The organism is Ruegeria sp. BC1 (assembly GCF_056539305.1).
Genome location: NZ_JBQFUT010000003.1, coordinates 270,025 through 297,005 on the forward strand (window position 1 = coordinate 270,025; position 26,981 = coordinate 297,005).

Here is a 26,981-nt window from a genome sequence, read left to right on the forward strand (position 1 = left end):
ATATCAAGTATCACATCGTGAGACTAAGGCGTCTCAAAGGCGCGCGGCATGCTGTCAAAGAACGCTCCGCGCACATAACCACCGCAGCAAACAAGACGCGAGTTACCGATTCGCTCGACGCCTTGAACGTCGGCAAAGCGGATGGGTGCTTCCTTCACCTTCAGCAATGTCAGGTCCGCTTGGCTGCCCTCAGCCAGATCACCGAGATCTGGCCGCCCTATCGCCTTCGCCGCACGATCGGTAGTCATCGCGACGATGTCCGACAACGCGACTCCGCAATGCATGAGCTTGCTCATTGTGTGCAGAAGATCGAAAGCTGGGCCGTCGACACATAGCGCATGGACATCGCTGGAAATGATGTCGGGCAGAAAACCCTGCGCAATGGCGGCTTCGGCACTGTCAAAACCGAAAGCCCCCATCCCATGGCCAATGTCGAACAAGACGCCTCGTTTCCGGGCCTCGATCAGCGCCGGAAGTACGCTGCCCGCTTCATCGATCGGGGCATTTGGCGCCGGACGAAAACAATGGGTCAGTACGTCGCCGGGGCGGAGCCGGGCCAATATTTCCGGATAAGTTGGCGGCGGTATTCCGATATGTGTCATTATCGGCAGATTCGTTTTCTCAGCCGCGTCGATGGCACGGTCCAGCGCAAGCAGCCCAATATCACCCGATGTGTTTACACCAAGCCGAACCTTCACGCCGACAACCACGTCGCGATGAGCGTTGACGGCATCGACGCAATGATCCACAGACAGCAATTCGCGTACAGCTGCCTCACCAATCACATAGTCGCGGTCAAACGCGAAAATGCCCGGATAAGAGATGTTGACATAGGCGAGAAGACGTCGTGGCGAATTGGCAATCACAAAATCGCGAAGGCCTGCAAAGTTGCCGGCACCGGCGCTTCCAGCATCCACCATCGTAACGACACCGGATCGCCTCGCGACCGGTTCCGGATCCACACCATACGAAGTCGCACGGTGATAGATATGTGTATGTATGTCGATAAGGCCAGGCACGACAAACATGCCTTCGGCGTCGAATATCTCACGAGCCTGGTTGCGCGGTAGCGACGGGCCGATCGCAGCAATTTTGCCATCTCTAATTGCAACATCACCGACCATATCAATGCAACGCCTGGGATCAAGGATACGTCCCCCTGCAATCAGTTGGTCCCAGGAAGTTTTTGGATTCAACATGTCAAAGGCGTCCCGTCGTAATTGTAGATCTGGCCGGTTTCGTGGTTGCCAAGCCGTCTGATTAGTTCGCGCATCGCTGCCACACTTTCGCCAACGGGCATTGCAGCGCTTCCTCCACCGCCAGCGGTGTCGACCCAACCCGGATGAATCGATGTAACGGTGATACCGCGGGCAAAAAGGTCGATCGCCAAACTGCGCATTACGGCGTTTAGTCCAGCCTTGCTGGCACGGTATCCATAGTGACCACCCGAAAGATTGAGACCGATGCAACCCATGCGGCTGGTGATCGAAACGATCCGTCGCATATTGCTGGCAGCGATGTTTTCTGCCAACACCTCGATCAGACGAAGCGGACCAATGGTGTTGATCTCGAACATGGTTCGAACATAAGTGAAATCCAGATCACCCAACCGGCCTACATCCAGACCAACACCGGCATTCGATACGAGCAGATCGATCGGTTCGTCTCCGAGCGTTTTCGATAACCCCGAAAAGTCCTCGTCGACCGTCAAGTCGAGTTTCAGGTTACGCAACACTTTGCTTTCCGGAAGTGCATTTAAAAGATCGCGATGAGTGGCGATTACGTCCCAGTCGTCGCCGGCAAATTGCTCTGCAAATTCTCGCCCAATTCCGGCATCGCAACCGGTGATTAATACTGTAGGCATTGTGCTTTGTCCCGAGTTGCTATTGCACGACCGCTCCGAAAAGCGGTTCCGGTACGCCTTTCGCTCCGAGGCCATCGATGCGAAACACCTTGCCCGCATTTGGCCATTGCCCCTTTTCGCTTTCGTCAAGCAGCACCGACGCAGAAGTGACGTAAAGAGTGGAAAGATCGGCGCCGCCAAATGCGACCATTGTCGGATGGCGACACGGAATTTCTATGCGTTCAATCATCCGTCCTTCCGGCGAGATGCAGGCAATTGCCCCAGCGTGAACCAATGCGCACCAATAGTTACCTTGCGTATCACAAGCCGCGCCATCGACACGTCCCTCGATGTCTGCGGTTGAAAAGAACTTGCGGCGGTTTGAAATTGAACCGCGATCCAGGGCGAAATCGTAGACCCAGACAGTTTCATCGCGGCTGTCCGCAAAATACATTCGGTCATCGCTTGGTGGAAATGCAATGCCATTGCCGATGATGAAACCGCTGTCCATTTGTCTGACGGAAAAATCGGGATCCAGCCGGTAAATGGCTGCCTGCCTGCCGACAAAGTCTGAATGAACGCTGGCACACCAATATCTTCCGCGACGATCGCACTTGCCATCGTTGAGCAACAGCCGCGAATCCGGACCCAGAGGATTGACGATTGGCTGCACCTCGCCGGTTGCAATATCGATGCGGTGAAAACCACCGCGCATACCGGCAATCACGCTCCCGTCTCGTGCAAAAACAAAAGAGCCGATGTCGGCTGGCAAGTCCAAAGTCCATACATTGCCTGCGCCCGGGTCGACACGTCTTATGGCTGGCGCAAAACTGTCGACCCAGTAAAGCTTATTCTCACCCGCTCGCCATTGCGGGGCTTCGCCGAGAAGGTCAGCGACTTTGGTAACTTCGGTCACCTTAATCATGGTTGGTCACTAACGCGGTGATGGAAACCCCATGACGGCCACGCATGCCCGGCTCGAGAAAGCGCATAGAAGGTTTGTCGACAAGCTCGCCATCAAACGTTTCAGGATCGCCATGGCCGGTCCAACTTTCGATCGACAAGAAAGGAGCGCCCGGCACGGTCCAAACGGCGATGTGAGGAAAATCCTGATTTTCGATCAGGATCGCCGGACGTCCGGTTTGGCAAAAGGTGATCTTGCGGCTTCGCGCATTTAAAAAGCAAAGCGCATCAGAGGCGAGATTCGCATCGCACAGATCAAGTGTGCGACCGTGCATTTCCACCGCGCGCTCGCTATCGCTGAACAACCCATTGCCGGTGATCACGGGAACATGCTTCCGTTCCTCTGACTCAAATACCACATTGGCACAGTGATCGATGCCTCTTTGCGGCCAGCAAAAGCCAGGATGAAACCCAATGGCATAAGGCATTGCAACGTCGCCGGTATTGGCAATGACGAAGTCAACAGCGATCGAACGATCCAAGATGGTATAGGTTACAAGAAGTTCAAAGCGAAAAGGAAAATGTTGGTGGCTGTTTAACGTGTCGCCCAGCCGAAACGTCACTGCATCGTCTGAAACATCGGCAATATCGAAGCGAGAGACCGAAGCGAAGCCATGCACACCTATCGGGTAAGACACCCCGTCAACGCTGATGGAGCCATCCCTGCACCGCCCGATGACAGGAAACAACACAGGAGCGGAACGCGACCAATATCTACCATCGCCCTGCCACAACAACTGTTGTCCGTCGACGGACCAGGACGTCCACTCTGCACCCACTGCCGATGCACTAAGGAAATCGTTGCCGTTCGATATTGTCACGGTGTCTTGCACGTTGTCACCCGAACGATCATTTCGATCTCGACAGTCATTCCGTTCGGCAAGCCACCGACACCGAATGCCGTGCGAGCATGTCGACCCTTTTCACCAAAGACATCGATCATTAGCTCAGAGAATCCATCGATGACCTTCGGGTGTTCCGTGAACTCCGAAGTGGCATTGACCAGCCCCAGGACCTTGATAACTTTGTCGACTTTTTCAAGGGACCCAACCGCCGAGTGGATGGCCGCCATCAGATTTATGCCAGTGACGAAAGCATCTGCGCGCGCTTCTTCCAGGGTAACATCTCCGCCGACCTTTCCAACCCTGCGAGTGCCGTCCGCGCGCCGCGGACCCTTTCCCGATAGGTAAAGCAGGTCGCCGTCCCGGACAGCATCAACATAGGCGTTAAACGGACTGGCCAAATTGGGGAGAGTGATACCGAGTGCCTTCAGCCGTTGGTCACTGCCGTCCTTGCCGATTTGATTTGGATGGCCCATGTCAGGCGACGGCCCTGTGGCCAAGTTTTTCCGAGATCCGTTCGCCGGCATTGCTCGCAACTTCGACTATCTTGAAAAACTTCTCCGAATTGATTTCGGTCCCAAAGCTCGAGATACTCAGGCTGCCGATGGTACGCCCTGAAGCGTTGCGCAAGGGCACTGCGGCGCAAATCACCAGGTCGTTGTATTCACGATTATCGACCGCATAGCCGTTTTGCCGTACTTTCTCTAATTCCAGCCGATATTTGTCAGGCTCAACAATCGTTCGCTCGGTTTTTGGCTGCATGCCAGACTCGCGAAGCATGGTTGCAACTTCGTTCCAGGGCATGTTCGCGACAAGCACTTTGCCAAGTGCCGTACAATAGATCGGCCGCCGCGTGCCAACCTGAGTGTTAATACGCAGCTCCAAGTCTTCAGGCTCGACCTTCTCGACAAAAATAACTTCTCCACCGCCCAAAATCCCCAGCTGAATGGTTTCGCCAATCTCACGGCAAGCAGTTTCCATGAATGGCCGCGCAATTTCGCGAAGATCATTGCCGCGACTGCTACGTGACACGATTTCATATAATCCGGCGCCGATCGTCCATAGTTTGCCGACACGCTCCTGCTCAACGACACCATTGTGCTCAAGCGATTTCAAAAACCGAAGTACCGTTGCCTTGTGCAGGCCCGTTTTCGAAGTCAATTCAGTTAGTGTTATCCCGTCGGGGTCGCGCGACAACGCGTCCAGCAGCTCAAAGGCACGGTCAATAACTTGAATTTTCGATCCTTGTTTGTCCATCATTCCTGCGCCATTTCCAAGTTAAGCCACTACAAACACGCAAGAGTGCGTTCAATTTCGACCACTCCGGTCATCCAAAGGTTCGTGCATTTAGCTTTTTACATAGCGCGCCAAGAGTTTCAACATGTAATTTTTAATATCATATAGTGATACTATTTGTGACACGATCGGTGACCTGTTCGCCTTGAGGTCACCCTACCCCACCTCATCAGAATTTGCGGATTCCGAGGATTTTGGGGCATTTTGTTCGGATGTGTCGAAATTTTTTGAGACGAAAGAGGCCCCATACCTTTAGACACCTTAACGTGCAGGCTTCTCGAACAGACGAAACCCAGAAAGTTCCGCATTCGCGAATTCGCGTTTTCTGATCCTGTCGGCGGTTTCAGCCTTTGTTGGGCATCCACGCATTTCAGGATTCTGTCTGTCGCTCGGTTGCCAACGGTATCTGATCTGATGCTGGACAAGCTGATCCTTAAGGAGGCAGCAAAGGGAAACGACTAAGCCCCGCTCGTCGTCGCGCATGCATTGAACACACGCGTAGCGAGTACAAGTCTCCTTTCACCTTTAGCTTTTTGTGGCCGCAGCAACATGGAATCCTCCTCCACCTGCATTTATATGGGCACCCGTCACAAGAGAGGCGGCGTCTGAAATTAACCAAAGCACAATGCTAGATACTTCATCCGGCTGTCCTAGACGTCCCATCGGTATGGTCGCCTCTATGGCTTTTTTTAAGGCAATGTCCTCTTGTATATGCGTCGACATCCCTGTGGCAATAACGCCAGGGCGAATAGTGTTCACACGCACGCCCTGATCGGCCAATTCTCTCGCTATGCCCGTGCTGAAAACATCGACGGCGCCCTTGGATGCTGCATAGACACTAGATCCTGGTCGTCCACCGATAGTCGCTGCCATAGATGAGATGTTGACAATAGAGCCGCCGTTGCCGCCGAGTTTGGTCGACATACGGCGCGCGCCCTCTCGACAGCACATCATAAGCCCAACAACGTTGATAGCCATGGTTTGCGAGACAACGGTGAAATCCAACGATTCAACAGACGCCGGGATAGATATACCAGCCGAGTTTACGACTGCGGTGATTGGGCCATTCGCTTCCGTGGCTGAGTCGAATGCAGCAACAATGTCTTCCTCGCGAGTCACATCTCCCGTAACTACGACGGCTCGACCGCCAGCGCTCTCAATCTCTGAGGCGATATTATTTGCTGCGCTGCGCCCGGTCTGCCGAGCCATCAATGATAACGAATATCCTTGTTTTGCAGCATGCCTAGCAGTTTCTGCGCCGATGCCCCCCGACGCGCCAGTAATAAAAAGATGACCCATGCGCTTATCACTACCAACGTTCAATTCCGTTCTCCTCGGATTTCATAGTGCACTATTCAGCGATCATTTTATTAGAAATGTTCGAAAGAGGCGGCGGCCGCGCCGCGCAAAAACGTAATAAAATAGCGGAAAAGGGCCATGTCGATGGCGGCAACTCCGCCGAAAGATTTTGCATTTTTTGACTGCGCATTGGAAAGTGTCTCAAAAGACTGAAGCTACCGGCTGTCAGCAGTTAAATCCATTGTCTCGACCAAGCTGTGTTCTCGCCACGCTAGGACAGCCCGTCGGAGCCTTTCACGATGCTCATGGTGATCTTTGTCGAACCATAAGTTGCGAACTTCTTTTGGGTCGTCCTCCAAGTCAAACAACTGCCCGTCATCAGCGCCCAGCACGAATACAGCTTTGTATCGATCATCTCTTGCCATGGTCACGAGCCGCGCACCAGTCAACGAAAGGTCACCTGCCTGTTCGCAAAACACAATTTCACGCCCACTGAAATGTTGCCCTTCCAAAGCTGGTCTGAGGCTTTTTGCCTGCATTGGATTTGGAGCCTGGGCCCCAGCAAGTTCGAGGATCGTTGCTCCCAAATCGAATAGCTGAATCTTTTCTTGCACTATAGCAGGCTGGTACCTATCCGGTGCCCAAATGATGCAGGGAACCTTTACGACAGGTTCGTACATCGACCATTTTTGAGAGAGGCCATGTTCGCCTAAGGAATCTCCATGATCCGAGACGAAGATCAGAATAGAGTTGTCAAGATAGCCAGTGCGTTCAAACGCATTAATTAGCTGTCCCAATTGGTCATCAATCATTGTCACGTTTGCGCAGTAATGTGCCCAAAGACGGTGGAGCTCCTGTTTGGTCGGTTTGTCCTTCCAGGCCACTGCATCGTGGTCGACCCGCACATCGTGCTGCCGCTTTTCTTTGAGGTAACTAGGTAGACCTTCAAGATCAGCTTCAGACACGACGGGTGACGGTAATTCACTTTCTTTATAATGTTCGAGGAACTCAGGGGTGGGATCATATGGCGGGTGAGGGCCTGGGAAACCGATCTGCATAAAAAGTGCATCTGGCTTGGGTCTTGTCGAAATCCACCATTGCGCAGTTTCGGACACGAAAACATCCGGATGCAGAGATTCAGGCAAGCTCCATTCAACTGCACCAAGTCGATCTCGATAGTCCGGAAGCGCCCGATACTTTTCGCGAGAAGGCTTTTCAAGTTTGTGCGCCATTATCGCTTTGTCGAGCTCGTCTGCAAACCAACGTCCCTCAAAGAAACGATCCTTATTTTCGACAACGAAGCGTTCATGAAAACCCGCTTTGTGGTCGTAAGGAATGGTATGCATCTTACCGATGTTAACGCAGTGGTAACCTACATCTGCAAGGTTCGATACCCAGGTATTTCTCCAGCTTTGGCCATTTTTCAAAACACCGGTTGCATGCGGCTCCAGTCCGGTAAAAAGCGAAGCCCGCGAAGGAACACAGGATGGAGCGTTTACAAAACAATTCTCGAAAACAACGCCTTCTTTCGCCAGACGGTCAAGATGCGGCGTTTTAATGTGTTCTGCGCCAAGTTCACGGATTGTGTCGAACCGCTGCTGGTCTGTCATCACAAGGATTATGTGCGGACGGTCTGTCATGTGTGAGATCCTTGCCAAAAAGCGATTTGCGGAACCATTTGGTGAATAATCATTTGCTCACCGCCAATCACAGTGTGCCCGCGCGCGCGACAAGCCTTCATGAACGGAGTCACCGTGGCGGCTATAATATCAAAAATGATAGCATCCTTTCGGATACGGGTTGGATCAATTGGCATATCATCGCCATCCTTCAAACCAAGCGGGGTCGCATTCACAACCAACCCGACGTCTGAAAGATCATCTTTCGTATCGGCCTCGATCCCGATGTGGTTAACTGCAAGATATTCCGCGAGGTGGCGAGCGGCACCAAGGTCTCGGTCGAGTATGCCAATACGCTGTACCCCAAACCCAGCAAGTGCGTGTACGATGGCTCGTCCTGCGCCGCCTGCACCGACAACAAGAACACGAGCCGATGGTTCAAAAGAAGCGTTTGCCTTTAAAGCACCTATGAAACCTGCACCGTCAAAACTTTCACCAATTAGCCGCCCGCCTTCGAAACGAACGGTATTTACCACCCCTTGGACTTGTGCGGCGGGCCCAAGTTCGTCACATAGGGCGAAAACCGCTTTCTTATGCGGCATTGTGACGTTCAGCCCAATCATGTTCCTCGTTGCGGCGAAAACATCGACAGCGTCGGCCAGATTGGCGGAGGATATCTCAAAGGGTACCATGTGCCAATTCAAGTCGACCTCCCAAAATTTTGGGGAGTACATTTCGGGAGCGCGCACATGAGTGACGGGATGGGCAAGTAAGCCGATAAGATTTGAGTGACCGTTTGGAATACGTTTGGTCATCCTTTCACTGCTCCAGCGGTAAGTCCGCTAACCAGATATTTGCGAACCGCCAGTGAGAAGATTAGAACCGGGGCCATAACCAACGATCCGCCCGCGGCTATCCTTCCCCATTCCCAACCTTCATAGTTCATGAAGTTCACCACCGCGACTGGGGCCGTGCGAGCCTCAGTTCGTGTGAGGATTAGCGCAAAGAAGAAATCGTTCCATGCATACAGGAAACAAAGTATCGCTGTCGCGGCAATACCAGGGGCTACCATTGGCATCACAATTTCAACAAACGTACGTGCCGGGCGCGCACCGTCAATAAGTGCCGCTTCCTCGAGTGATCCGGGTACTGCATCAAAGAACGGCTGCATCATCCAAATGACCAGCGGCAGATTGAATGTGGTATAAATCAACACGAGCCCGGTCACAGTGTCGAGCAGGCCGATGTATTTGTAGACTAGGAAATATGGTATTGTGAACGCGATAGGCGGTGCCATTCGGGTGACCAATATCCAGAAGCCAAGAGCATTCTTTCCACGTCCACTCCACCGCGATAGTGCATAGGCCGCAGGAATGCCCAAGACCAACGCAAGAAGCGTTGATATTGAGGCCGAGAGTAGGCTGTTGATAAATGAATGGCGGAAACTGTCGTCCCAAAGCGCCACGTAGTGCTCAATAGTGGGATCAAAAAACAGCTTTGGCGGAAACGCCATAATGTCGATGTTTGGCTTAAAGCTCATTTGTAGAAGCCAAAGAAATGGTATCAAAATGAGCACGAGAACCAGCCCAACAGCGATACGGCGGCGCAGTGAAGCATCCCGATTCATATCGTTGCACTCCTTTCCCTGCCAGCGCGTGTGGCAGCCCAACTCATCACGACTATGATCAAGAGGAGAATTACTGTGATTGCAGAGGAATAGCCTATCTCACCGTTATTGAACGCAAGTATGTAAGCATAATAGTTGGTGACCTCCGTAACAGTTCCAGGACCGCCTTGTGTAAGAAGGAAGATCAGCGGGAATGCCTTGATTGAATCGATAAGCCGGAAGAGTGCCGAAACTATCAAAATTGGTGTGATAAACGGCAAAGTAATGTGAAAGAAAACTTGTACTCGATTTGCACCATCCATTACGGCGGCTTCCGAGTATTCATCGGGGATGGTTTGCAATGTAGCCAAAACCATCAGAAACGTGAAAGGAAACCACTCCCATGTGTCTGCAATAACGATGGCTGTTAGGGCCCATTCCACCGACGATGTCATAGCCGGGAGCGATACATCAAACAGTCTTGCAACGAGGTAGAATGGACTAATGTCTGGCGTATAAAGCAGCTTCCAGATCACAGCTACAACGATTGGCGGAAGCACCATAGGGATCAGGAAGAATGTACGCGTTACTTCGATAAATGTAGAACGTGTGTGGAGTAAGAGAGCGATGAGAGTGCCAAGCAAAACCTGCGCCGTCACTCCATATATAGAGAGCCTGAGTTGAACGAAGAGCGAGTTACCAAAACGTCCGTCTTCGGCAAGAAACCGATAGTTTCTCAACGGTTCGGAAAAGTTGGTACCACTTCCGGGCAACACCATTGAGAATGGTGTCAGACTTGTTGCGAGAAGATACACTGTTGGCAATCCGGCGATCGCCAAAAGGACGAGCAAACTTGGAGCCAATGCGGTGCGAAGGAAACGTTGGCGCTCCTGATCGATAGGTGTGGTATTGATAGACATGCCTATACTCGACGAAACCTCGGTATGTTGGTGGCCGGGAACAAAGCGGGAGGAAATTGCAGCGCTCCCGGCGCACCTGAGAATCCAGATTGACTGGATCGATCAAAGTTCTACACCAGCGCGTTTCAGCGCTGAGATCGCCTGCTCTTGTGCCGCATCCATTGCAGACTGAGCATCGAGTTGTCCACTTGCGACCTGCTCGACGGCCTTATTCATAATGTCAGCTGTCAATGGAAATTCCTTCACGGTGCGGTAGGCCATGTAGTTTTCGGTCCTCGCCGGTTGCTCCAGTACATCCATATACAGCGCACCTATATCTTGACCGTTTACGATGTTCTTGGCCTTGTAGACTTCCGACTCAATTACCGAGCGACGGCAAAGCGACGAATGTCCCGTTTCCTCGACGATGCGCATCGAAAGCTCAGGTGAAAGTGCCCACTTGATGAACTCCCAGGCGGCATCCTTGTTTTTTGCGTTTTTCGGAATTCCAAGGCCTTGGCTGTTTGAAGCAGGAAAATCATTGACAGGTCCTGCTGGCATCCGCGCTACGGCAGCAGTTTCCTTTACTCGGCTGTCCTTTGAGAGAAGAATGGGAGTCACCCAACCGGATGAGTGAACAAACATATTCGACCGCCCGTTCAGCATTGCTTGCCGAGCTTGATCTTCGGTGAAGGTGATTACACCCGAAGGACCATAGTTCCGCAGCAATCCGGCATAGAAATCGACGCCGGCGACAGTTTCGGGCGTATTTAGGATGGGCATGATATCGTTGGGAGGGTCACGGAATACGTCTCCTCCGAAACCCATCATGTAAGGTGGGACAGCCCAATGGTGAATGTTGTGGCCAACAAACCCCGTCACGTCATCGGTCCCGTGAATTTCTCTGCAAACGTTCTCCATCTCCTCAAATGTGGTGGGGATCGATAGGCCTTTCTTGTCCATAAGGTCCATCCGCGAGAGGCCCATGACCATTGCGCCTCCTTCCCACGCATATCCGAACGTGTTGCCCTCTGCATCACGGTACGGAACTTGAGCTCCCTCGACAAAATCAGAGGGCATCCAATCGTCCGGGGTTTTGTTCGGGTCACCTGCAAATTCGTCGAGGTTTGCAAGAAGACCAGCCGCAACCCAGCGTGCTGCGAGTATGAATGTCACGTTTACGAAATCATAGGCATCACCGCCCGACGCCAGCTCCAAGTCCGCCTGTTGGTTGTAGACAGGAAACGCCGAAAGTTGCAGGTCGACGGTCATTCCAGTCTGCTCTTCAAACTCGGGGATGTAGTTTTGAAGGATCGTGAAGAATGTATGCTGGAAGGATGCGCCGCGTAGAGTAACCCCGTCGAACGGCTTCGACTGCGCTATCGCAGGTGAAGCGAGAGGCGGCACGCCGGCGAGCGCCAGGCCCGCAGCGCCGGATTTCAGCAACGATCGCCGATCGACGGAACGCGCTTGATTGAAGGTCTGCGATTTTTTCATTGTCTACCCCCTGTGTGGCTGCGGCCATTTTTCTACCGCTGAGGGCGTTATGTCAGACATAATAAGAGAAGTAAATATGTCTGACATAAAAAATTATTTAGTTATTTAACACAAAAATGGCCAGTTATGTTGACAGCACCACTTATATGTCGGACATAAAACTAAATGGAGATGTAAATGATCGAAAACCACACACCCAAGCAGCAAGCCTCAAGAGTCGCGTTTGAAATTGCGCGACGCGTTACAGGTGGAGCTTTGACTGAGGGTGAGGTGCTGCCCAGAGAAACCGAGCTGGCTGAAGAGTTTCAGGTTAGTCGTGCATCAATCCGAGAAGCACTAACAAATCTGAAGGCAAAAGGACTGATTGAAAGCAGGCAGAAGGCGGGCACGCGAGTTCTGCCTAGGTCCTCTTGGAACATGCTGGACCCTGAGTTGCTCAATTGGACTTGGAACCAGAGACCCGTTGAGGAGTTTGCGAACCGGCTCAACGAAGTTCGCAGAATAATTGAGCCGGAAGCCTCCGCTTTGTGTGCGATAAATGGTTCTGACTCCGAAATTGCTATCATCGAGCGGGCATATCAGGAGATGGACAACGCCGGAGGGAACTTAGACTCGTTTGCTGAGCCAGACCTGCGATTTCATCAGGGTATCTTAATAGGAACCGGAAACGAGTTTCTTGTTGCCTTCGGCGCGACGATCCAAGCCGCCCTTCGGATGTCGTTCGATCTGTCAACAAAGAATGCTGATGCGCCGCGTCGAGCACTGCCGCTCCATCGCGCGGTTCTAGACCGAATTTGGGCTCGCGACCCAGACGGATCTCGAAAGGCCATGATTGCTCTTCTTGAATTTACGCAAAACAACATTCGCGCCGATATCGAGGCGCTTGCTCGAAATAACTCAGAAAGGTGAATGGATGGCAGGGATAGAGTTGGCGCAGGTACGCAAGTCTTATGGCGCACACGAGGTCATTCCACAACTTGATCTGGACATACCAGATGGTGGCTTCACAGTCCTGCTGGGCCCATCCGGCTGCGGCAAGTCCACAATTCTGAGAATGATCGCAGGTTTGGAAGGTGTCAGTGACGGTGAGATCAGAATTGACGGCAGCCTCATCAACGATGTCTCACCTTCCGAGCGCGGTTGCGCGATGGTTTTCCAGAACTATGCACTTTACCCGCACAAGACAGTTCGATCGAACCTAAGCTTTCCACTTCGTATGGCTGGTGAAAATCAGAAGGAAATTGGCAAGCGCGTTCAGGAGATAGCGGAGCTTTTGGAGTTGACGCCTCTCTTGGATCGGTTCCCGCGGCAGCTATCAGGTGGCCAACGGCAGAGGGTAGCCATGGGTCGCGCAATGATCCGCAAGCCGAAAGTTTTTCTTTATGATGAACCACTCTCAAACTTGGACTTGGAGTTACGTGTTCGGCTGCGATTGGAAATTGCAGAGATGCAGAAACTCCTTAAATCTACGGCTGTTTATGTAACTCATGACCAAACTGAAGCTATGACGCTTGCCGACAAGGTGGTAGTGCTCAGGGCGGGTAAAATTGAGCAGGCCGGACCACCGCAAGACCTTTATCATAAGCCGGCAAATCTGTTCGTTGCTGGTTTCATCGGCACACCAAAAATGAACTTTTTTAAGGTCGACCAGACAAAATGCCTGGGCGAAGTGTCTCGACTACGGATTGGTAGCAGTGAAATTAGCCTTAATCGCATCTTTGATAAAAACGTCGATAGGATAGGAATTCGACCCGAATTTTGTTCAATATCCGATCAGCCGGTCTCGAACTGCGGGTATATTGCGTTGGATCGGACAAGGCTATTGATGACCGAACATCTTGGCGACAGGAGCTACGGCTACCTGGCCTACGACAAAGGGGAGTTGACCTTTCTGATTTCAGGGGAACAAGAGGAAGAATACAACTCAAGTACAGGCATAACGTTCCCGTTATCTGCGGTACTTGCATTCGATGATGACGGCAACCGTATCGAATAGCAGCGAATGGAGTTCTTGGTCGTCTTGTGATCAAAGGCCGCCGATCAGACTGTCGATGGGCTTTTTCGCAAAACGAAAGTCCAGGATGTTTTACGATGGACTCTGAACATATCTCGTCGAAAGGATTGTGCTGCCCTTCTTTCCCCCAAAAGAGAAAAAGACAAAACAGAAGCAGCCTTTTCCACTCAACGAATTTGGACAGTTCTGACACCGCAAAAATCCCTGGCGGTCGAGCGGAAGTTGGCACGCAGAACCCTCGCATTTTGGCTGATGGCGAGAGCCCCCGTCGATGGAAAAAAGTGGCGCCATTTCGAATAGACACTGAGGCCGTAACAATCGCAAGGTTCGCCGCATTTGTTGAGGACACAGGTTATGTTACTGAGGCAGAGGAGTTTGGTTGGTCTTTAGTATTTTTTGATATGCTTCCAGAAAGCGCAATAACTGAGGGCGTCGTAGGACTTGAATGGTGGCGCAAAGTTATTGGCGCGAGCTGGCAACATCCTGAAGGCCTGGGTTCCGACGTGGTTGGAAGGGAAGCACTACCTGTTACACATATCAGTTGGGCGGATGCTCGTGCATTTGCATCATGGGCAGGAGGCCGGCTCCCGACGGAAATCGAATGGGAACATGCGGCTCGTGGAGGCCGCACAGGATCAGTGTACCCTTGGGGCAATCGTGAGCCTGATGATACCGAATTCACACCTTGCAACATTTGGCAGGGGTCTTTTCCGGCCGAAAACTCCTCATTGGACGGTTATCGTTGGTTGGCGCCTGCGCGAAGTTTTCAAGCTAATGGCTATGGTCTGTACAACTGCTGCGGGAATTGCTGGGAATGGACCGCGGACATGTTTCGCGTTAGGTCAAACTCCAAAAGTGCCCATGCAACGAATGCAAAGGCTAGGAAAGAAGGTGCTCGCGTAATGAAAGGTGGGTCCTTCTTGTGCCACAAAAATTACTGTTACCGATACCGGATCGCTGCGCGGTCCTGCGGTTCTCCCGACACTTCGGCAGCCCATCTTGGTTTTCGTTGTGTTTACGATGTTTCAACCAATACAAATTTTAAATAACTAATCCCTATTGAATTGCAGATGATGGTTTTGTTTAGGCAAAGTGCTTCAGCAACAGCGCCGTCAACGTTGATTTACCCGGGTCAGGGCTTCGGTAACGGGATCGCCTCAGTCAAGCTTTTTTGCGTAGTTAAACTGATCCGCTAGGCGGATTCTTCAGACTGGCCGCTCCCGGCTTTGCTTTCTGGCGACTTTAGAAGGTTCAGCCCTTTGTTGGTCCGGACCCCTACAGAGAGTTCACTATGGTAGCCGATTAGATGCGCGGCGCGGGGTCTCGGATTTGCTGCACAAACTACTGCCCGCCTGACAGATGAGGATCCGGCTTTCGTGAATGATCTTGTCGACCGGATGCTCGACAATGCGGAAATCAAACAAGGAATAACTGACCTGTTCTCGCCGAAGCGACCAGCCACTAAAGAGGAGAGCGAGTAATGCTGAATGCCGAAATCCTGGCGCGATAGGGGCTAATCAAAGACTGGCATGCAGCTGGCTTCAATGAGACCAAGAACCATCGTCAGATCACCCACACTGTCCGGGCGGGCATTGGGACCGGACGCCTGATCGCTGTAACAGGCCCAGTTGGCACCGGCAAGACTGTGTTCCTACACCGGTTGCAGGATGAATTTGTGCGCGAGAAGAAGATCACTATCGCCGAAAGCCTGTCGGTGGACAAAGCCAGGGCAACCGTTCCGGCACTGAAATCTGCATTGTTCCATGACCCTTCGCGTGAGAACGAACCAAAGATTCCAACCCAAGGTGAGAAGCGGGAATTTCAGAAACTGGTTGCCCGTTCTGGTTAGCCGGTGGCGTTTTTCGTGGATGAAGCACGCGATCTTCACGACAAGACACTTATTGGGCTGAAACGTCTGCAGGAGGTGATCGCACGCGGCGATGGCAATCTATCTGTCATTCTGGTCGGGCACCCGAAACTGCGAAACGACTTACGCCGCCCGACCATGGAAGAGATCGGCCATCGCACAGATACCCTACCCTTCGAAGAATTCGGAGAAAATGCCCGAGTTTACCTCGACTGGTTGCTGGATCAGTGTACCGAAGACAGCTTTTTGCTTGACGAAATTATCGAACCGGCGGCTCTGAACCTGCTGGCAGAGCGCCTGACCACCCCCTTACAGTTAGCCGAGTATTTGAACTGGGCTTTGGAGGCCGGGTTCCGCACCGGACAGAAACCAATCATCGCGTGTATTGTATCGGCCGCGCTGGCACCCGACTTCGATGACCTGGAGCCGCGCCTGACCCCGCAGGCCTATTCCTTGAAGCGATTGGCAGATCAGTTCCAGTCCAAGCCTGCCGAGATCTAGCGCTTTCTGAGCGGGCACTTGAACCCGCGCGGACGTGCGAATCGGCAGAGCCAATGAGGATGGCAACGTTGTCGTTGTGACGGCGCCGGATGGTCTCACATCGGCGATCCCAGTCTCAAGAATGTGAGCGTCTCAATTATTCTGAGGCAGAAAAAGCGATATTCTCGCGCCGAACGGATTATGATCTCAAGCCGCTACAGGTAATGGCGCACCTTTACTCATAATGACGAGCGCCGCATTGGCATCAAAGTCTGCAATTCCCGCCCAAAAATGCCAATATTGACATCTTTAAAAGGTATATTGCATAACTATATAGCGTTGCTGAATACGATCACCAAGGCAAACGACTTTCTAAGAATTCAAAGGAGTTGGACATGAGTAAGGTCCTTGTTCTGTACCATTCAATGTATGGGCATGTTGAACAGATGGCGGAAGCCATCGCAGAAGGAGCCAGAAGTGCTGGCGCTGAGGTAGATATCAAACGCGTGCCCGAGACAGTACCTGAAGAAGTTGCTAAATCTTCCGGCTTCAAACTCGACCAGAAGGCACCTGTCGCTGAAGTGAATGATTTGCCGAATTACGATGCAATCATCCTCGGCGCAGGTACGCGGTACGGCCGCCTTCCATCGCAAATGGCTGCGTTTCTCGACCAGACCGGCGGACTTTGGATGAAAGGTGCGTTGAATGGTAAAGTTGGGGGGGCATTCGTCGCCACAGCGACGCAGCATGGCGGTCAGGAACTCACGCTGATGTCGCTCATTCACAACTTGATGCATTTCGGAATGACCATTGTGGGCCTTGACTACGGATTTCAGGCGCAAATGGGAGTTGATGAGGTGAAGGGTGGTGCACCCTACGGTGCAACGACAATCACCGACGGAGATGGAAGCCGCATGCCCAGTTCTGTCGATCTTGACGGAGCACGCTATCAAGGTCGGCGTATCGCAGAAGTAGCAAACAAACTTTTCGACTGATCCGAAAAACTCGGTATTCGCGGATACTTGTTCGCGGATACCTTTCTGCACACGCTCGATTTTACAATCCAGAGCTTGTTCGTTGCGTTTTACATTAGTTTAATGAAAACACGGAAAGAAACTTCTTCTGAAAGTCTTTTTCATATTTCGATGATTGGCTCGACTGGTCATTTGGTATCGGACCTGTCTGGCAAAAGGAAAACAATGCCAGTTCGTTTATTCCCTTTGGGCCACCTTACCTGACCAAGAACGCTAGGCTTTAAGACTAACTCACGGTCCCAACACTTGGGAAGTCGTTATGATAGATAACGTTTAGCCACGCTCGTATCATTACGTTTTGCGTTGGTCGCTTTTGGCCCTTTCGCCTCAAGTTTAGGGGCACCCAAGCCATTCAGAAGCTATAACTGCGATACTGTTCCTCAGCATTAACGCTATCTAAATACACTTAGGTCATATAACCGAACTATTTATTTTAGATTCTGCGCCAGTACTTCGTTGTTAAACTGGGCGAAGTACTGGCGCGCCGATGGGCAGGCTTTTGGGGGTGCGAGCCATCGGCTAACTTTTTAGTTGGAAGAAGTTACACAAAGTGCACTCTGAGCGTGTAGGTGGACCTGGAAAATCAAACCGACATGCACATGTATTTTAGTTCGAGATAGTCCTCGATCCCATATTTGGAGCCTTCCCGGCCTTGCCCAGATTGCTTGATCCCACCAAACGGTGCGACTTCGGTAGATATTAGACCTGTGTTGATACCGACAATTCCGGCCTCGATCTGCTCAGCAACGCGCCAAACCCGGGACAAGTCATTGGCGTAAAAATATGAAGCTAGTCCTACTTCTGTGTCATTCGCCTGTTGGATCACGTCTTCTTCTGTTTCAAAGCGGAAAATGGGCGCCAAGGGACCGAATGTCTCTTCCTTCGCAACGGCCATGTCTTTTGTTATCTCGGAGATGACAGTGGGAGAGATGTAGTTTTCACCCAATTCGGTGGCCCCACCCCCTGACACTATCTTCCCGCCTTTTGCTACGGCGTCATCAATGTGTTGCTGGACTTTGACCACCGCATTGCTGTCAATCAACGGCCCAATTTGGGTTTCCGAAGACAGGCCATCGCCTACTCTGAGTTTCCCTACCTTTTCCGCCAGTTTATTGACGAATTCATTGTAGATACCCGATTGAGCGTAAATCCGATTTGCACATACGCAGGTCTGCCCAGCGTTGCGGAACTTTGAAGCGATAGCACCGTCAACCGCTGCATCAAGATCTGCGTCATCAAAAACAATGAACGGGGCGTTACCACCCAGTTCGAGGCTGAGTTTTTTGATCGTCGACGCGCTTTGGCTCATCAAAATACGGCCGACTTCGGTGGATCCGGTGAACGAGATTTTTGAAACAATCGGGCTTTCGCAGAAGAGCTTTGACAACCCACGGGTATCGCGACCGGTAATGGTCTGATAAGCGTCTCTAGGAACCCCTGCTTTATAGGCCAATTCTTGCAATGCCATGGCAGACAATGGTGTAAGCGTGGCTGGTTTCACAACCACGGAGCATCCTGCGGCAAGCGCTGGCGCAACCTTGCGGGTTATCATTGCATTCGGAAAGTTCCACGGTGTGATTGCAACTACTAGGCCAACGGGCTGTTTCAGCACAACCAGCCGCTTGTCCGGCATGTGTCCTGGAATTACGTCACCATAGATTCTTTTAGCTTCTTCCCCAAACCATTCGATGAAGGATGCGCCGTACGCAATTTCGGCTTTTGCTTCGGACAGGGGTTTGCCCATCTCAAGAGTTAGGATTTCAGCGAGTTCGCTCTGATGCTCCATGACCAGTTCGAACCACCTGCGCAGAATCTGAGCTCGTTCCTTGCCGGTTTTGGCGGCCCATTCACCTTGCGCTTGTTTCGCGCTCTCAAGAACCGTCTGTGTGCGGCCTACGTCGAGATCCGGCACATGTCCCACTGTTTTTCCATTGGCGGGATTTTTAACGGCAATTGGGTTGGGGCCGAGCAGATTGTCCGAGTGCGAACTGGCGAGATAGCCAAGGAGCAGTGGTCTTACCTGAGTCATGGAGTCTCCGATTTTTGGAGTATCGATTTTCTGCTGTCGTCTTACCCGGACACGGGATGGACATTTCCACCAGCAGCGGGGCCAACATAAAGACCGAAGTTCTGGTTTTGGTGTTCGACACGAAAGCGGTCCAGAATCCGTTTGAGAGTGTCAGTCTCCAGAACTGACATGTCGAGGCTTTCCAGGTCGAAAAACTGGCCGTTGGAACAGACAGCGTCGTTTGTTGTTGTACGGTAGACGACTTCCTGCGGCTTGCCGGTTTCATCATCAAAAACCGAGTATAGGAAACCGACATTCGCGTTGAGGCCATGAGCGTGCAGAATTCCTTCTAGAGCGGGAAGCGTTGCCTCTCCTTTCTCAAGAACGCGCCGGGGAAGTTTTAGTGTTCCAGCTTCCTTGCCGGGAGTGAGGAAAACCTTTCCGTCGCACTCTACGATTGTACTGACTGCAATCCTGTTGTCATTCGGGCGTTGCGCGACTTTGCGTTCAAGGTCCATCGTAACGTAGCCGCCACGCGCATAACCCAACGGACCGCCATCGTTTGTCGCAAACCCTTCAACCTTTCCGACGAGTATGAAATGGTCACCGGCATCAAAGACATCATGAACTGTGCAATCGAACCAGCTTAGCACGTCGTCGATCACGGGATTCCCGGCAGGACCCTGAGTCCAAGATGCCTTCTCGAATTTCTCCGGGCTCTTCGAGGCAAAAAGGTTTGACGTTTCGATCTGGCCTTCGGCAAGAATGTTGACGGCAAAGCCCGATGCATTGCGAAAGACGTCAGCACTAAAAGCCGTGTTTGCGATACAGATTAGCAATAGCGGGGGGTCAAGAGAAACCGAAGAAAATGAATTGGCTGTAAAGCCGCGTGGCGTGCCATCTTCTTCCTTTGTCGTCACGACTGTGACGCCGGTCATGAATGTTCCGAATGCATTTCGAAGCTCGATGGCGTTGGTCGTCATCACCTTGTTCCCCGTTGCTATTGCATTACTCTGTAATGTCTGTGTCACCCAAGATGGCCAGATCCTGATACCGGTCACCGATGCGGTGATGCGGGCGTCCACCATTCGCGGCCCCCAACACAATCAAAATCTCATCCGGCCCAGGCGCGTCAGCGACCGTGAACTGCATCGTCAGGAAATGAGACCGCTGGCCCTCGTCGTGTTTGTGTGCCAGCGGCATGAGGATCTGCATCCCTGCTGGGCCGCGGACATTTGTCGACGCGAGAAAACTCTTGGCTCCAACCGCCTTGCGGTAGTTGTTCCCAAAACGCAGTGTGTGGATAAGACCGCATCCATGTTCGATCTCGCCATTGAGACCCACGACAACGGCCTTACCATAGGCTTCGATATTGTCCGGCGATCCCGCGAGCTTAAGGATTTGTTCGGTTAACAAGACGCCCAAATCTGGGGCGATAGCTTGGATCGCAGGTTGCAGGTCTTCAACATAGCCCTGCCCGGCCCATGGATTTTGGATAACCACGCCCGCAGCATAAAGATCGAGAGGTTTTGCTGCTGACTTCCCTCCTTCGACCAACGTTGTTTCTGTTTGGGTGACGATTTTCCGGATTTCGGGCTTCATTGCTTTACCTGATGTTAGCAAACTATTCAAAATAGCTATACTGCATAGCTAAGAATTTTGTCAAGGAAACTTTTTTGAAGCAACCGTAATGCTTTCGGCCACATCCCTTTCCCCAAGTCCGGCGCTTACCGCCTTTTCGAACCGCGGCAGAACAGTGTCGATCAGATCGGTCTCAAACCCGATTTCGCGAGCAGCGTCCTGAATAACCTGCAAATCCTTTACAACCAGAGATGAACTACCGAGTGGCTCCGGGAACTCTCGTGATGCCATCATTGGCCCGCGCATCTTCAGCTGATTAGAGCCTGCGCCACTGTCTTTCAGAATTTCGACTACAAGGCTTGAATCCAGGCCCAGGGCTTCTGAAAAGCGGATCGCTTCCTGTGCGGCGAAGATATGCGCGCCCACAAGCATGTTGGCGATATATTTCACCTTCGAGCTATTTCCGAATTCACCGCAATAGATTACCTGATCGAGACAGTTCTTCAAAAGCGGTTGAACCGTCTGAAAACAAGATTCGTCACCGCTGGTAAGAATAAGCCCTTTCCGGTCTTTCGCCATGCCTGGTGTTCCTGAAACCGGGCAATCCAGCAAGTCACCTCCTCGTTCACGCAGTTTGTCTCTCAGCTTCAGTTTTTCGGTAACAGGGAAAACACCCAGCTCAACGACAATAGGTGCGGGAGAGTTCAGGGTCAGGAATTCTTCGACTGTTTCCTGCAGAGAGGCAAGCGTCGGCAAGCAGGTGAAAACCACCCGCGCTTTGAGCGCAACATCAGCTGCACCTTCGGCGGCAAAACCTCCAACCTCACGAAACTGCGTCATATCAGACCGCCGATACCCGTGTACCGCCACTCCCCGAGCAATCAAGTTCTGAGCCAGCACCAACCCCAGGCTTCCCAAGCCGATAAAGCCTGCCTTTTTGTAATCGTTTTGGTTCATTTCTTACTCCCGACCCCGCCAGAGCGCCGATGTGCAACGCGGCGTTGACAAGCATTTATAACTAATATAAATAGCTATCTTACATTACTAATTAACGGGGTGCAACTGTGAAGCGATCCACAATACTTTTCTCCGAAATGACCCCAGACGCGTCATGGGAACAGGAGTTCCATGACTGGTACAATGACGAGCACATTCCCGTTCGGATGGCGGTCAAAGGGTTTCAGGGCGCGCGTCGTTATGCGGCAAGCGACAATGGCGGGTATCTAGCGGTTTATGAAATGGATGGCCCGGATGTGTTGCAAGGACCAGCCTATGCCGAGGTCAAAGGTAAGCCATCAGAACTGACCAAGCGAATGCTCAGTGAGGTAAAGGGATTCACCCGATACACCGGCAACACTTATTCCGTGAAATGCCAGCCGGGGCTTAGCTACGAAGAGGCGCTGGACTCACCTTTCCTTTACAGTGTTCTGTTTCGGGTTCCCGCAGACGAATATGACGATTTTAACAACTGGTACGAAAAGGATCACGTACCAACCCTGATGGAATGCGAAGATTGGCTTATGGTGCGTCGTTTTGATGTTTTTGACGGCCATCCCGAAAACTTTACGCATTTGGCCCTGCATCATCTGCGCGACCTGTCCGCGCTGGACAGCGACGCGCGCGCAAAGGCTCGCGCATCAGATTGGCGCTCTCTTCTGGCGGACAGAGCCTGGTTCAAGGGGACATACCGCACGTTCCGCCATATGCGCAGTTTCGCGTCCACCCACGACAAGCAGGAGTGACAATAATGAAGTCCGCCATCGTGAACTTGGGCACAATTGTATCCGGCTCTTCGCGCGACCCATTCGTTGATGCAGATTCGATTCTGATGTCGGGCGGGCTGATTGAGAAGGTCGGAACGCTTAGCGATGAAGATATTTCCGCCTGCGATGTCGTGATTGACGCAGCAGGTGCGACTGCCGTACCCGGTTTTATCGACAGCCATGTCCACATTACGTTTGGTGACTACACGCCGCGCCAGCGAACCGTTGGTTACCTGGAAAGCTACCTTCACGGCGGGACCACCACCTCGATCAGTGCCTCCGAAGTTCATACACCCGGCCGCCCCAAGGATCCCGAAGGGGTCAAGGCGCTGGCCGTTGCTGCGCAACGCTGTTTTGCCGAATATCGCCCGGGCGGCATGCGGGTTCACGCAGGTTCTGTCATCCTGGAGCCGGGCGTGACGCCGGAAGACCTGAAAGAGATTGCCGACAAAGGTGTCTGGCTGGCAAAGGCCGGGTTCGGGGCCTTTGACACCCCGTTTGACTATGCACCTTTGGTTCTTGCTGCGCGAGACGCGGGAATGATTACAACAGCCCATACGGGCGGCGCGTCGATCCCCGGTTCCTCGGCCATAACAGGCGATCACATACTAGAAATGAATCCGCATGTGTCATTTCACATCAACGGCGGCCCGGTTGCTATGCCGGACCGGGACTTCGACAGGATCGCAGCGGAAAGCGATATCGCAATGCAGGTCTGCACGGCTGGAAATCTGCGGACAACTTTGCTCTGCGCAAATGTAGCGAAAAAGCGGGATGTATGGGATCGCTTCCTGATTGCCACCGACACGCCGACCGGTTCCGGGATCATGCCGCTTGGAATGATGTACACGATGGTCAACATCGCATCGCTTTCGGAGATTTCCCCCGAGGACCTGATCGCGGCTGCGACCGGCCATGTTGCTGATGTCTACGGCCTGAATAGTGGTTACATCGCGCCGGGTCGTGAAGCTGATATCGTTCTGCTGGATGCGCCACTGGGTGGCACGCAAAATACGGCGCTCGACGCAATGAAGCATGGCGACATTGTAGCAATCGGAGGGGTTTTGACGGCAGGAGTTCCCAGATTTGTGGGCCGAAGCCGAAACACTCCACCAACCATTCGGGAAATTCAGGTGGCCCGGAACACGTGTCCAGCAGACTTTTCCGGGATGGCCTAGGAAAAGTTGTCCTCGGATCGGACAGCAGGCGAACAGAAACTGGCCGCTTTTTTATGGGAGGTTATCATGAACTTGAATGGAAAAAATCTATTGGCAGTCGGCTGTCTTTCTTTGACAACTATTGCAGCCAATGCGGACCAGCTATACCTAACTGCTGGTGCCAGTCATCCGCCGGTATCACCAGAAGTCGGTGCGATAAAAGAGGTTGTCGTCCCGCGTGCGGCCGAGCAACTGGAAGCCTTGGGGCATAACATCGAATGGACCGAGGCTTATGCCGGTGCGCTATACAATTTCAAGAACACTTTGGAAGGGGTCGAAACAGGGTTAGCGGATATAGGCTGGGTTGGAACCTTATTTGAACCGGCGAAGATGCCACTTCAAAATATTGCCTATTACACACCTTTCCTGACCACTGATATGAATGCCGTTTCAGAAGTCATGCATGAATTGCATGAACAATTTCCGGAAATGGACGGAGCCTGGACGTCCCAGAACACTGTATATCTAGGTCAGAGCGTCGCTGACAGCTATCAGATCATCACTACTCGACCAGTGAATTCTTTCTCAGATCTTGAGGGAATGAAACTCATGACCGGCGGGGCTGCATCAACTTGGTTGACTGGAACTGGCGCGGTGGCAGTCAATGGCGGTGTTCCGGCATATTACAACAACATTCAGACCGGCGTAGCAGATGGCGCGGTCATCACGCCCAGTCTGATGATGGCATTCAAACTCTACGAAGTGGCCCCTTATGTCACCATCGTCGACTTGGGTATTCCCGCGTCGGGTGGCTTGGCGATGAACCTAGATACATGGTCTGGACTGGACGCTGAGTCTCAGGACGTGTTCCGAAATCTGGGTCGAGAATACTCCAGCGCAGTGGTTGAGCGGTTCCTCGCGGCTGAAGCCAAAGCCATGGAAGTCATGGAAGCCAATGGGGCAACGATTTCAACCCTCCCCGAGGAAGAACGTCAGAAATGGATTAATGCGTTACCTGATGTTTCGGGCGAATGGGTTGCTCGGGTCGAAGCAGAAGGGCTTCCGGGTCAGGCGCTCATGGATGCTTACGTCCACGGCCTGAGTGAACGCGAAGCCTTGCGCTAACCATATCTCCCCGAAGGGAGTTAGCTAAAGATTTGGCTACTCCCTTAACTATGGGCGCATCACTGCGCCCATTTTTTCCAGTCGCCAGCGGAAACAGTTTCATGACCGAAGCTTTGACAAATACCATGCAGCCTCGAAGGCTCCCTACCGCGTTGCAACGCGTTTATGATAGTATCACATTGGGTTTTAGCACCCTTGGGATGCTAACAATTTTAGCGCTGATGATACTCATTTGCGCTGACGTGTTCGCCCGCAGTCTTTTCGACTTTCCCATTCGCGCGGCAAATGAACTGATCGGGTATTTCATTGTAAGCGCTTTCTTTCTTCAGTTGCCCCGCAGCCTGGGGCAAGGGCGCGTTGCGCGGGCCGAACTGATTATTGATCCGTTGAAGCTCAACAAGCCGTTTGCAGGTTTCCTGCTTGACGCCATCTATTTTTTGCTGACGGCACTTGTTTGCTACCTCATCGCAGATGGCGTCACAGATGGCGCGCTGACAGCGTACCAGGACGGTGAAATTTCCGGCGTTCCGGGTGATTTCACGTTTCAGATTTGGCCTTTCAAGTTCGTGATCGTTCTTGGTGCGGCAATATCATTCGTCGCCTGCCTGACACTTACCGCGCGTTCGGCACTGACTGCCTTTTCATCTGATGCCCTAGGGCGCCCTAAGGGATGGCTAGTGTTAGGTTTTATTGTCGTGGCGGTAGTCGCGATACTGATGGTGCCAAGCGCTATCGAATTGTCGCGCAACGGCATTGGAATACTGATGATTGCATCTCTGGTTTTCTTTGTGATTTTCGGAGCCCCAATCTCAACTGCGCTAATTCTGGCGTCAATCATCGGAATATGGTTGATGAAGGGCACCCCCATTCTGGGAATCCGAGCCTTGGTTCTGGCGAGCAGTGAATACCTCGCCAGCTACTATTTTGCGGTTGTTCCTCTCTTCGTGATGATGGGACTGATCGTCAGCGAAAGCGATATCGGCAAGAACACCTTTGACGTCGTACGGCATTTGACTAAAAGACTGACCGCTGGCCTTGGGATCGCGACGATCGGAGCGAATGCAGTTTTTGCCGCAATCACCGGATCATCAATCGCATCGGCCGCCGTGTTCTCCAAAATTGCCGCCCCAGAATTGATGCGTCACGGATATACGCCGCGCTTCGCTGTAGGCGTCGTTGCGGGCAGTTCGGTTTTGGGCATGCTGATTCCGCCCAGCATCCTGCTGATCGTATTTGGTTTTCTGGCAGAGGCGTCCGTCGGCAAGCTGTTCATTGCGGCTATTTTGCCGGGCATTCTGCTGGCGCTCAGTTTTTGCGTCGGATTGTTGGTGATTGCTAAGTTTTGGCCGTCATTTCTGGGTGATCCCGACCATGATGACAGTGAGGAAAGCGAAAATCTGCATAGCTCATTTTACAAGGTTGCCCCAATCATCGGGCTCATGATTCTGGTGATCGGAGGTATTTACGCTGGGTTTTTCACGCCGACGGAATCTGGTGCAATTGGTGCACTCGGCGCGCTGATAATCGCAATTGCACAGCGTAAAATGAATGTAGTGAAGTTCTGGAAGGTGGTTCGGGAAACCGGGCATGTCACGGTAACCGTCCTTTTCCTGATTCTTGCGGCAAATCTGTTTTCCCGCTTCATCGCGCTTTCAGGGATACCGCAGAATCTGACAAGTTTCATAGAAAACGCCGATCTAACTCTGATCGCCTTCACCCTGATTTATGTGGCTCTTTTAGTCGCGTTGGGGATGATCCTGGATTCGGTGTCGATAATGTTGATTGTTGTCCCGCTTGCCCTTCCGCTTGTACAGGCTTTGGACGGGGATGTGATCTGGTTCGGCATTGTGACGGTGGTCGCTGTGGAGGTTGGGTTACTAACGCCCCCGGTCGGCCTGACATGCTTTGTCGTCAAGAGCTCCATGGCAGATCCCAGAATCACTTTGCGAAGCGTTTTTGAGGGCGCGTTTCCTTTTGCCCTGATCATGTTGATTGTGATCGGAATTCTCATTGCATTCCCCCAAATCAGCCTAATGTTGATTTGAGCGTCATGATAATTACCTATTTGACATAGCGATCTTACATAGG

At 52.2% G+C, this 26,981-nt stretch carries 26 protein-coding genes; 10 read left to right on the forward strand and 16 right to left on the reverse strand.

Annotation, left to right across the window (positions count from 1 at the left end):
* Nucleotides 1-23: 23 nt before the first annotated feature.
* The 12 genes from ACR0IY_RS09400 to ACR0IY_RS09455 all read right to left on the reverse strand — a co-directional run bounded on the left by ACR0IY_RS09400 (nt 24) and on the right by ACR0IY_RS09455 (nt 11,864).
* Nucleotides 24-1,199, reverse strand: coding sequence for an amidohydrolase/deacetylase family metallohydrolase (locus ACR0IY_RS09400; protein WP_480672540.1), 1,176 nt, complete (start codon nt 1,197-1,199; stop codon nt 24-26).
* Entirely contained in the window at nt 1,193-1,864 is a 672-nt protein-coding gene (locus ACR0IY_RS09405) for an SDR family oxidoreductase (protein WP_480672542.1), read from the reverse strand. The genes ACR0IY_RS09400 and ACR0IY_RS09405 overlap by 7 nt, the downstream gene beginning before the upstream one ends.
* Before the next feature lie 19 nt (nt 1,865-1,883).
* A complete protein-coding gene (locus ACR0IY_RS09410; protein ID WP_480672544.1) occupies nt 1,884-2,768 on the reverse strand; it encodes an SMP-30/gluconolactonase/LRE family protein in 885 nt (294 codons plus the stop codon).
* Entirely contained in the window at nt 2,761-3,639 is an 879-nt protein-coding gene (locus ACR0IY_RS09415; protein ID WP_480672545.1) for an aldose epimerase family protein, read from the reverse strand. Before ACR0IY_RS09415 ends, ACR0IY_RS09410 begins: the two co-directional genes overlap by 8 nt.
* A complete protein-coding gene (locus tag ACR0IY_RS09420; RefSeq protein WP_480672547.1) occupies nt 3,624-4,124 on the reverse strand; it encodes a RidA family protein in 501 nt (166 codons plus the stop codon). Before ACR0IY_RS09420 ends, ACR0IY_RS09415 begins: the two co-directional genes overlap by 16 nt.
* Nucleotide 4,125: 1 nt before the next feature.
* The gene (locus ACR0IY_RS09425; RefSeq protein WP_480672549.1) at nt 4,126-4,908 is read right to left on the reverse strand and encodes an IclR family transcriptional regulator; all 783 of its coding nucleotides are present in this window, start codon (nt 4,906-4,908) and stop codon (nt 4,126-4,128) included.
* A gap of 561 nt (nt 4,909-5,469) precedes the next feature.
* Nucleotides 5,470-6,267 carry an SDR family NAD(P)-dependent oxidoreductase gene (locus ACR0IY_RS09430; protein WP_480672551.1) on the reverse strand — a complete coding sequence of 266 codons (798 nt, stop codon included), beginning with the start codon at nt 6,265-6,267 and terminating at the stop codon, nt 5,470-5,472.
* A gap of 191 nt (nt 6,268-6,458) precedes the next feature.
* Entirely contained in the window at nt 6,459-7,883 is a 1,425-nt protein-coding gene (locus ACR0IY_RS09435) for a sulfatase family protein (protein ID WP_480672553.1), read from the reverse strand.
* A complete protein-coding gene (locus ACR0IY_RS09440; RefSeq protein ID WP_480672555.1) occupies nt 7,880-8,677 on the reverse strand; it encodes a shikimate dehydrogenase family protein in 798 nt (265 codons plus the stop codon). The genes ACR0IY_RS09435 and ACR0IY_RS09440 overlap by 4 nt, the downstream gene beginning before the upstream one ends.
* On the reverse strand, nt 8,674-9,489 hold the full coding sequence (locus ACR0IY_RS09445) for a carbohydrate ABC transporter permease (protein ID WP_480672557.1): 816 nt from the start codon (nt 9,487-9,489) through the stop codon (nt 8,674-8,676). Before ACR0IY_RS09445 ends, ACR0IY_RS09440 begins: the two co-directional genes overlap by 4 nt.
* Nucleotides 9,486-10,388, reverse strand: coding sequence for a carbohydrate ABC transporter permease (locus ACR0IY_RS09450; RefSeq protein ID WP_480672559.1), 903 nt, complete (start codon nt 10,386-10,388; stop codon nt 9,486-9,488). Before ACR0IY_RS09450 ends, ACR0IY_RS09445 begins: the two co-directional genes overlap by 4 nt.
* A 102-nt stretch (nt 10,389-10,490) precedes the next feature.
* Complete coding sequence (locus tag ACR0IY_RS09455) at nt 10,491-11,864, reverse strand: ABC transporter substrate-binding protein (RefSeq protein WP_480672561.1); 1,374 nt, start codon at nt 11,862-11,864, stop codon at nt 10,491-10,493.
* A gap of 177 nt (nt 11,865-12,041) precedes the next feature.
* On the opposite strand from ACR0IY_RS09455, the gene ACR0IY_RS09460 reads away from it, so the two are divergent.
* The 6 genes from ACR0IY_RS09460 to wrbA all read left to right on the forward strand — a co-directional run bounded on the left by ACR0IY_RS09460 (nt 12,042) and on the right by wrbA (nt 17,220).
* Nucleotides 12,042-12,773 (forward strand): FadR/GntR family transcriptional regulator, encoded by a 732-nt coding sequence (locus ACR0IY_RS09460; protein WP_480672563.1) that lies wholly within the window; start codon nt 12,042-12,044, stop codon nt 12,771-12,773.
* A 4-nt stretch (nt 12,774-12,777) separates the two neighbouring features.
* Nucleotides 12,778-13,860, forward strand: coding sequence for an ABC transporter ATP-binding protein (locus ACR0IY_RS09465; protein ID WP_480672565.1), 1,083 nt, complete (start codon nt 12,778-12,780; stop codon nt 13,858-13,860).
* Between the two features lie 95 nt (nt 13,861-13,955).
* The gene (locus ACR0IY_RS09470) at nt 13,956-14,927 is read left to right on the forward strand and encodes a formylglycine-generating enzyme family protein (protein WP_480672567.1); all 972 of its coding nucleotides are present in this window, start codon (nt 13,956-13,958) and stop codon (nt 14,925-14,927) included.
* Between the two features lie 626 nt (nt 14,928-15,553).
* Nucleotides 15,554-15,727 carry a hypothetical protein gene (locus tag ACR0IY_RS09475; protein WP_480672568.1) on the forward strand — a complete coding sequence of 58 codons (174 nt, stop codon included), beginning with the start codon at nt 15,554-15,556 and terminating at the stop codon, nt 15,725-15,727.
* Between the two features lie 15 nt (nt 15,728-15,742).
* Nucleotides 15,743-16,246, forward strand: a complete 504-nt coding sequence (locus tag ACR0IY_RS09480; protein ID WP_480672570.1) for a hypothetical protein — start codon at nt 15,743-15,745, stop codon at nt 16,244-16,246.
* Nucleotides 16,247-16,620: 374 nt separating this feature from the next.
* Entirely contained in the window at nt 16,621-17,220 is a 600-nt protein-coding gene (gene wrbA / locus ACR0IY_RS09485; RefSeq protein WP_480672572.1) for an NAD(P)H:quinone oxidoreductase, read from the forward strand.
* Between the two features lie 622 nt (nt 17,221-17,842).
* Here the strand turns inward: wrbA and ACR0IY_RS09490 are convergent.
* Genes ACR0IY_RS09490 through ACR0IY_RS09505 form a run of 4 tightly spaced genes read right to left on the reverse strand, consistent with a single transcriptional unit; the run spans nt 17,843 to nt 21,805 of the window.
* On the reverse strand, nt 17,843-19,288 hold the full coding sequence (locus ACR0IY_RS09490; protein ID WP_480672574.1) for an NAD-dependent succinate-semialdehyde dehydrogenase: 1,446 nt from the start codon (nt 19,286-19,288) through the stop codon (nt 17,843-17,845).
* Nucleotides 19,289-19,329: 41 nt separating this feature from the next.
* A complete protein-coding gene (locus tag ACR0IY_RS09495; RefSeq protein WP_480672576.1) occupies nt 19,330-20,250 on the reverse strand; it encodes a flavin reductase family protein in 921 nt (306 codons plus the stop codon).
* Nucleotides 20,251-20,275: 25 nt separating this feature from the next.
* Complete coding sequence (locus ACR0IY_RS09500) at nt 20,276-20,869, reverse strand: amino acid synthesis family protein (RefSeq protein WP_480672578.1); 594 nt, start codon at nt 20,867-20,869, stop codon at nt 20,276-20,278.
* A gap of 60 nt (nt 20,870-20,929) precedes the next feature.
* Entirely contained in the window at nt 20,930-21,805 is an 876-nt protein-coding gene (locus tag ACR0IY_RS09505) for an NAD(P)-dependent oxidoreductase (protein ID WP_480672580.1), read from the reverse strand.
* Nucleotides 21,806-21,912: 107 nt separating this feature from the next.
* On the opposite strand from ACR0IY_RS09505, the gene ACR0IY_RS09510 reads away from it, so the two are divergent.
* From ACR0IY_RS09510 to ACR0IY_RS09525, 4 genes are all read left to right on the forward strand, one after another.
* Nucleotides 21,913-22,590 carry a hypothetical protein gene (locus ACR0IY_RS09510; protein WP_480672582.1) on the forward strand — a complete coding sequence of 226 codons (678 nt, stop codon included), beginning with the start codon at nt 21,913-21,915 and terminating at the stop codon, nt 22,588-22,590.
* A gap of 5 nt (nt 22,591-22,595) precedes the next feature.
* Nucleotides 22,596-23,789 (forward strand): amidohydrolase family protein, encoded by a 1,194-nt coding sequence (locus tag ACR0IY_RS09515; protein WP_480672583.1) that lies wholly within the window; start codon nt 22,596-22,598, stop codon nt 23,787-23,789.
* A 66-nt stretch (nt 23,790-23,855) separates the two neighbouring features.
* Nucleotides 23,856-24,893, forward strand: a complete 1,038-nt coding sequence (locus ACR0IY_RS09520; RefSeq protein ID WP_480672585.1) for a C4-dicarboxylate TRAP transporter substrate-binding protein — start codon at nt 23,856-23,858, stop codon at nt 24,891-24,893.
* 200 nt (nt 24,894-25,093) lie between these two features.
* Nucleotides 25,094-26,938, forward strand: coding sequence for a TRAP transporter large permease subunit (locus ACR0IY_RS09525; RefSeq protein ID WP_480672587.1), 1,845 nt, complete (start codon nt 25,094-25,096; stop codon nt 26,936-26,938).
* Nucleotides 26,939-26,981: the final 43 nt, after the last annotated feature.

Coding starts and splice junctions, on each gene's coding strand:
- ACR0IY_RS09400 (WP_480672540.1), bottom strand. CDS start 1,199: ATGTTGAATCCAAAAACTTCCTGGGACCAACTGATTGCAGGGGGACGT.
- ACR0IY_RS09405 (WP_480672542.1), bottom strand. CDS start 1,864: ATGCCTACAGTATTAATCACCGGTTGCGATGCCGGAATTGGGCGAGAA.
- ACR0IY_RS09410 (WP_480672544.1), bottom strand. CDS start 2,768: ATGATTAAGGTGACCGAAGTTACCAAAGTCGCTGACCTTCTCGGCGAA.
- ACR0IY_RS09420 (WP_480672547.1), bottom strand. CDS start 4,124: ATGGGCCATCCAAATCAAATCGGCAAGGACGGCAGTGACCAACGGCTG.
- ACR0IY_RS09425 (WP_480672549.1), bottom strand. CDS start 4,908: ATGATGGACAAACAAGGATCGAAAATTCAAGTTATTGACCGTGCCTTT.
- ACR0IY_RS09435 (WP_480672553.1), bottom strand. CDS start 7,883: ATGACAGACCGTCCGCACATAATCCTTGTGATGACAGACCAGCAGCGG.
- ACR0IY_RS09440 (WP_480672555.1), bottom strand. CDS start 8,677: ATGACCAAACGTATTCCAAACGGTCACTCAAATCTTATCGGCTTACTT.
- ACR0IY_RS09445 (WP_480672557.1), bottom strand. CDS start 9,489: ATGAATCGGGATGCTTCACTGCGCCGCCGTATCGCTGTTGGGCTGGTT.
- ACR0IY_RS09450 (WP_480672559.1), bottom strand. CDS start 10,388: ATGTCTATCAATACCACACCTATCGATCAGGAGCGCCAACGTTTCCTT.
- ACR0IY_RS09455 (WP_480672561.1), bottom strand. CDS start 11,864: ATGAAAAAATCGCAGACCTTCAATCAAGCGCGTTCCGTCGATCGGCGA.
- ACR0IY_RS09460 (WP_480672563.1), top strand. CDS start 12,042: ATGATCGAAAACCACACACCCAAGCAGCAAGCCTCAAGAGTCGCGTTT.
- ACR0IY_RS09465 (WP_480672565.1), top strand. CDS start 12,778: ATGGCAGGGATAGAGTTGGCGCAGGTACGCAAGTCTTATGGCGCACAC.
- ACR0IY_RS09470 (WP_480672567.1), top strand. CDS start 13,956: ATGGACTCTGAACATATCTCGTCGAAAGGATTGTGCTGCCCTTCTTTC.
- wrbA (WP_480672572.1), top strand. CDS start 16,621: ATGAGTAAGGTCCTTGTTCTGTACCATTCAATGTATGGGCATGTTGAA.
- ACR0IY_RS09490 (WP_480672574.1), bottom strand. CDS start 19,288: ATGACTCAGGTAAGACCACTGCTCCTTGGCTATCTCGCCAGTTCGCAC.
- ACR0IY_RS09495 (WP_480672576.1), bottom strand. CDS start 20,250: ATGACGACCAACGCCATCGAGCTTCGAAATGCATTCGGAACATTCATG.
- ACR0IY_RS09500 (WP_480672578.1), bottom strand. CDS start 20,869: ATGAAGCCCGAAATCCGGAAAATCGTCACCCAAACAGAAACAACGTTG.
- ACR0IY_RS09505 (WP_480672580.1), bottom strand. CDS start 21,805: ATGAACCAAAACGATTACAAAAAGGCAGGCTTTATCGGCTTGGGAAGC.
- ACR0IY_RS09515 (WP_480672583.1), top strand. CDS start 22,596: ATGAAGTCCGCCATCGTGAACTTGGGCACAATTGTATCCGGCTCTTCG.
- ACR0IY_RS09520 (WP_480672585.1), top strand. CDS start 23,856: ATGAACTTGAATGGAAAAAATCTATTGGCAGTCGGCTGTCTTTCTTTG.
- ACR0IY_RS09525 (WP_480672587.1), top strand. CDS start 25,094: ATGCTAACAATTTTAGCGCTGATGATACTCATTTGCGCTGACGTGTTC.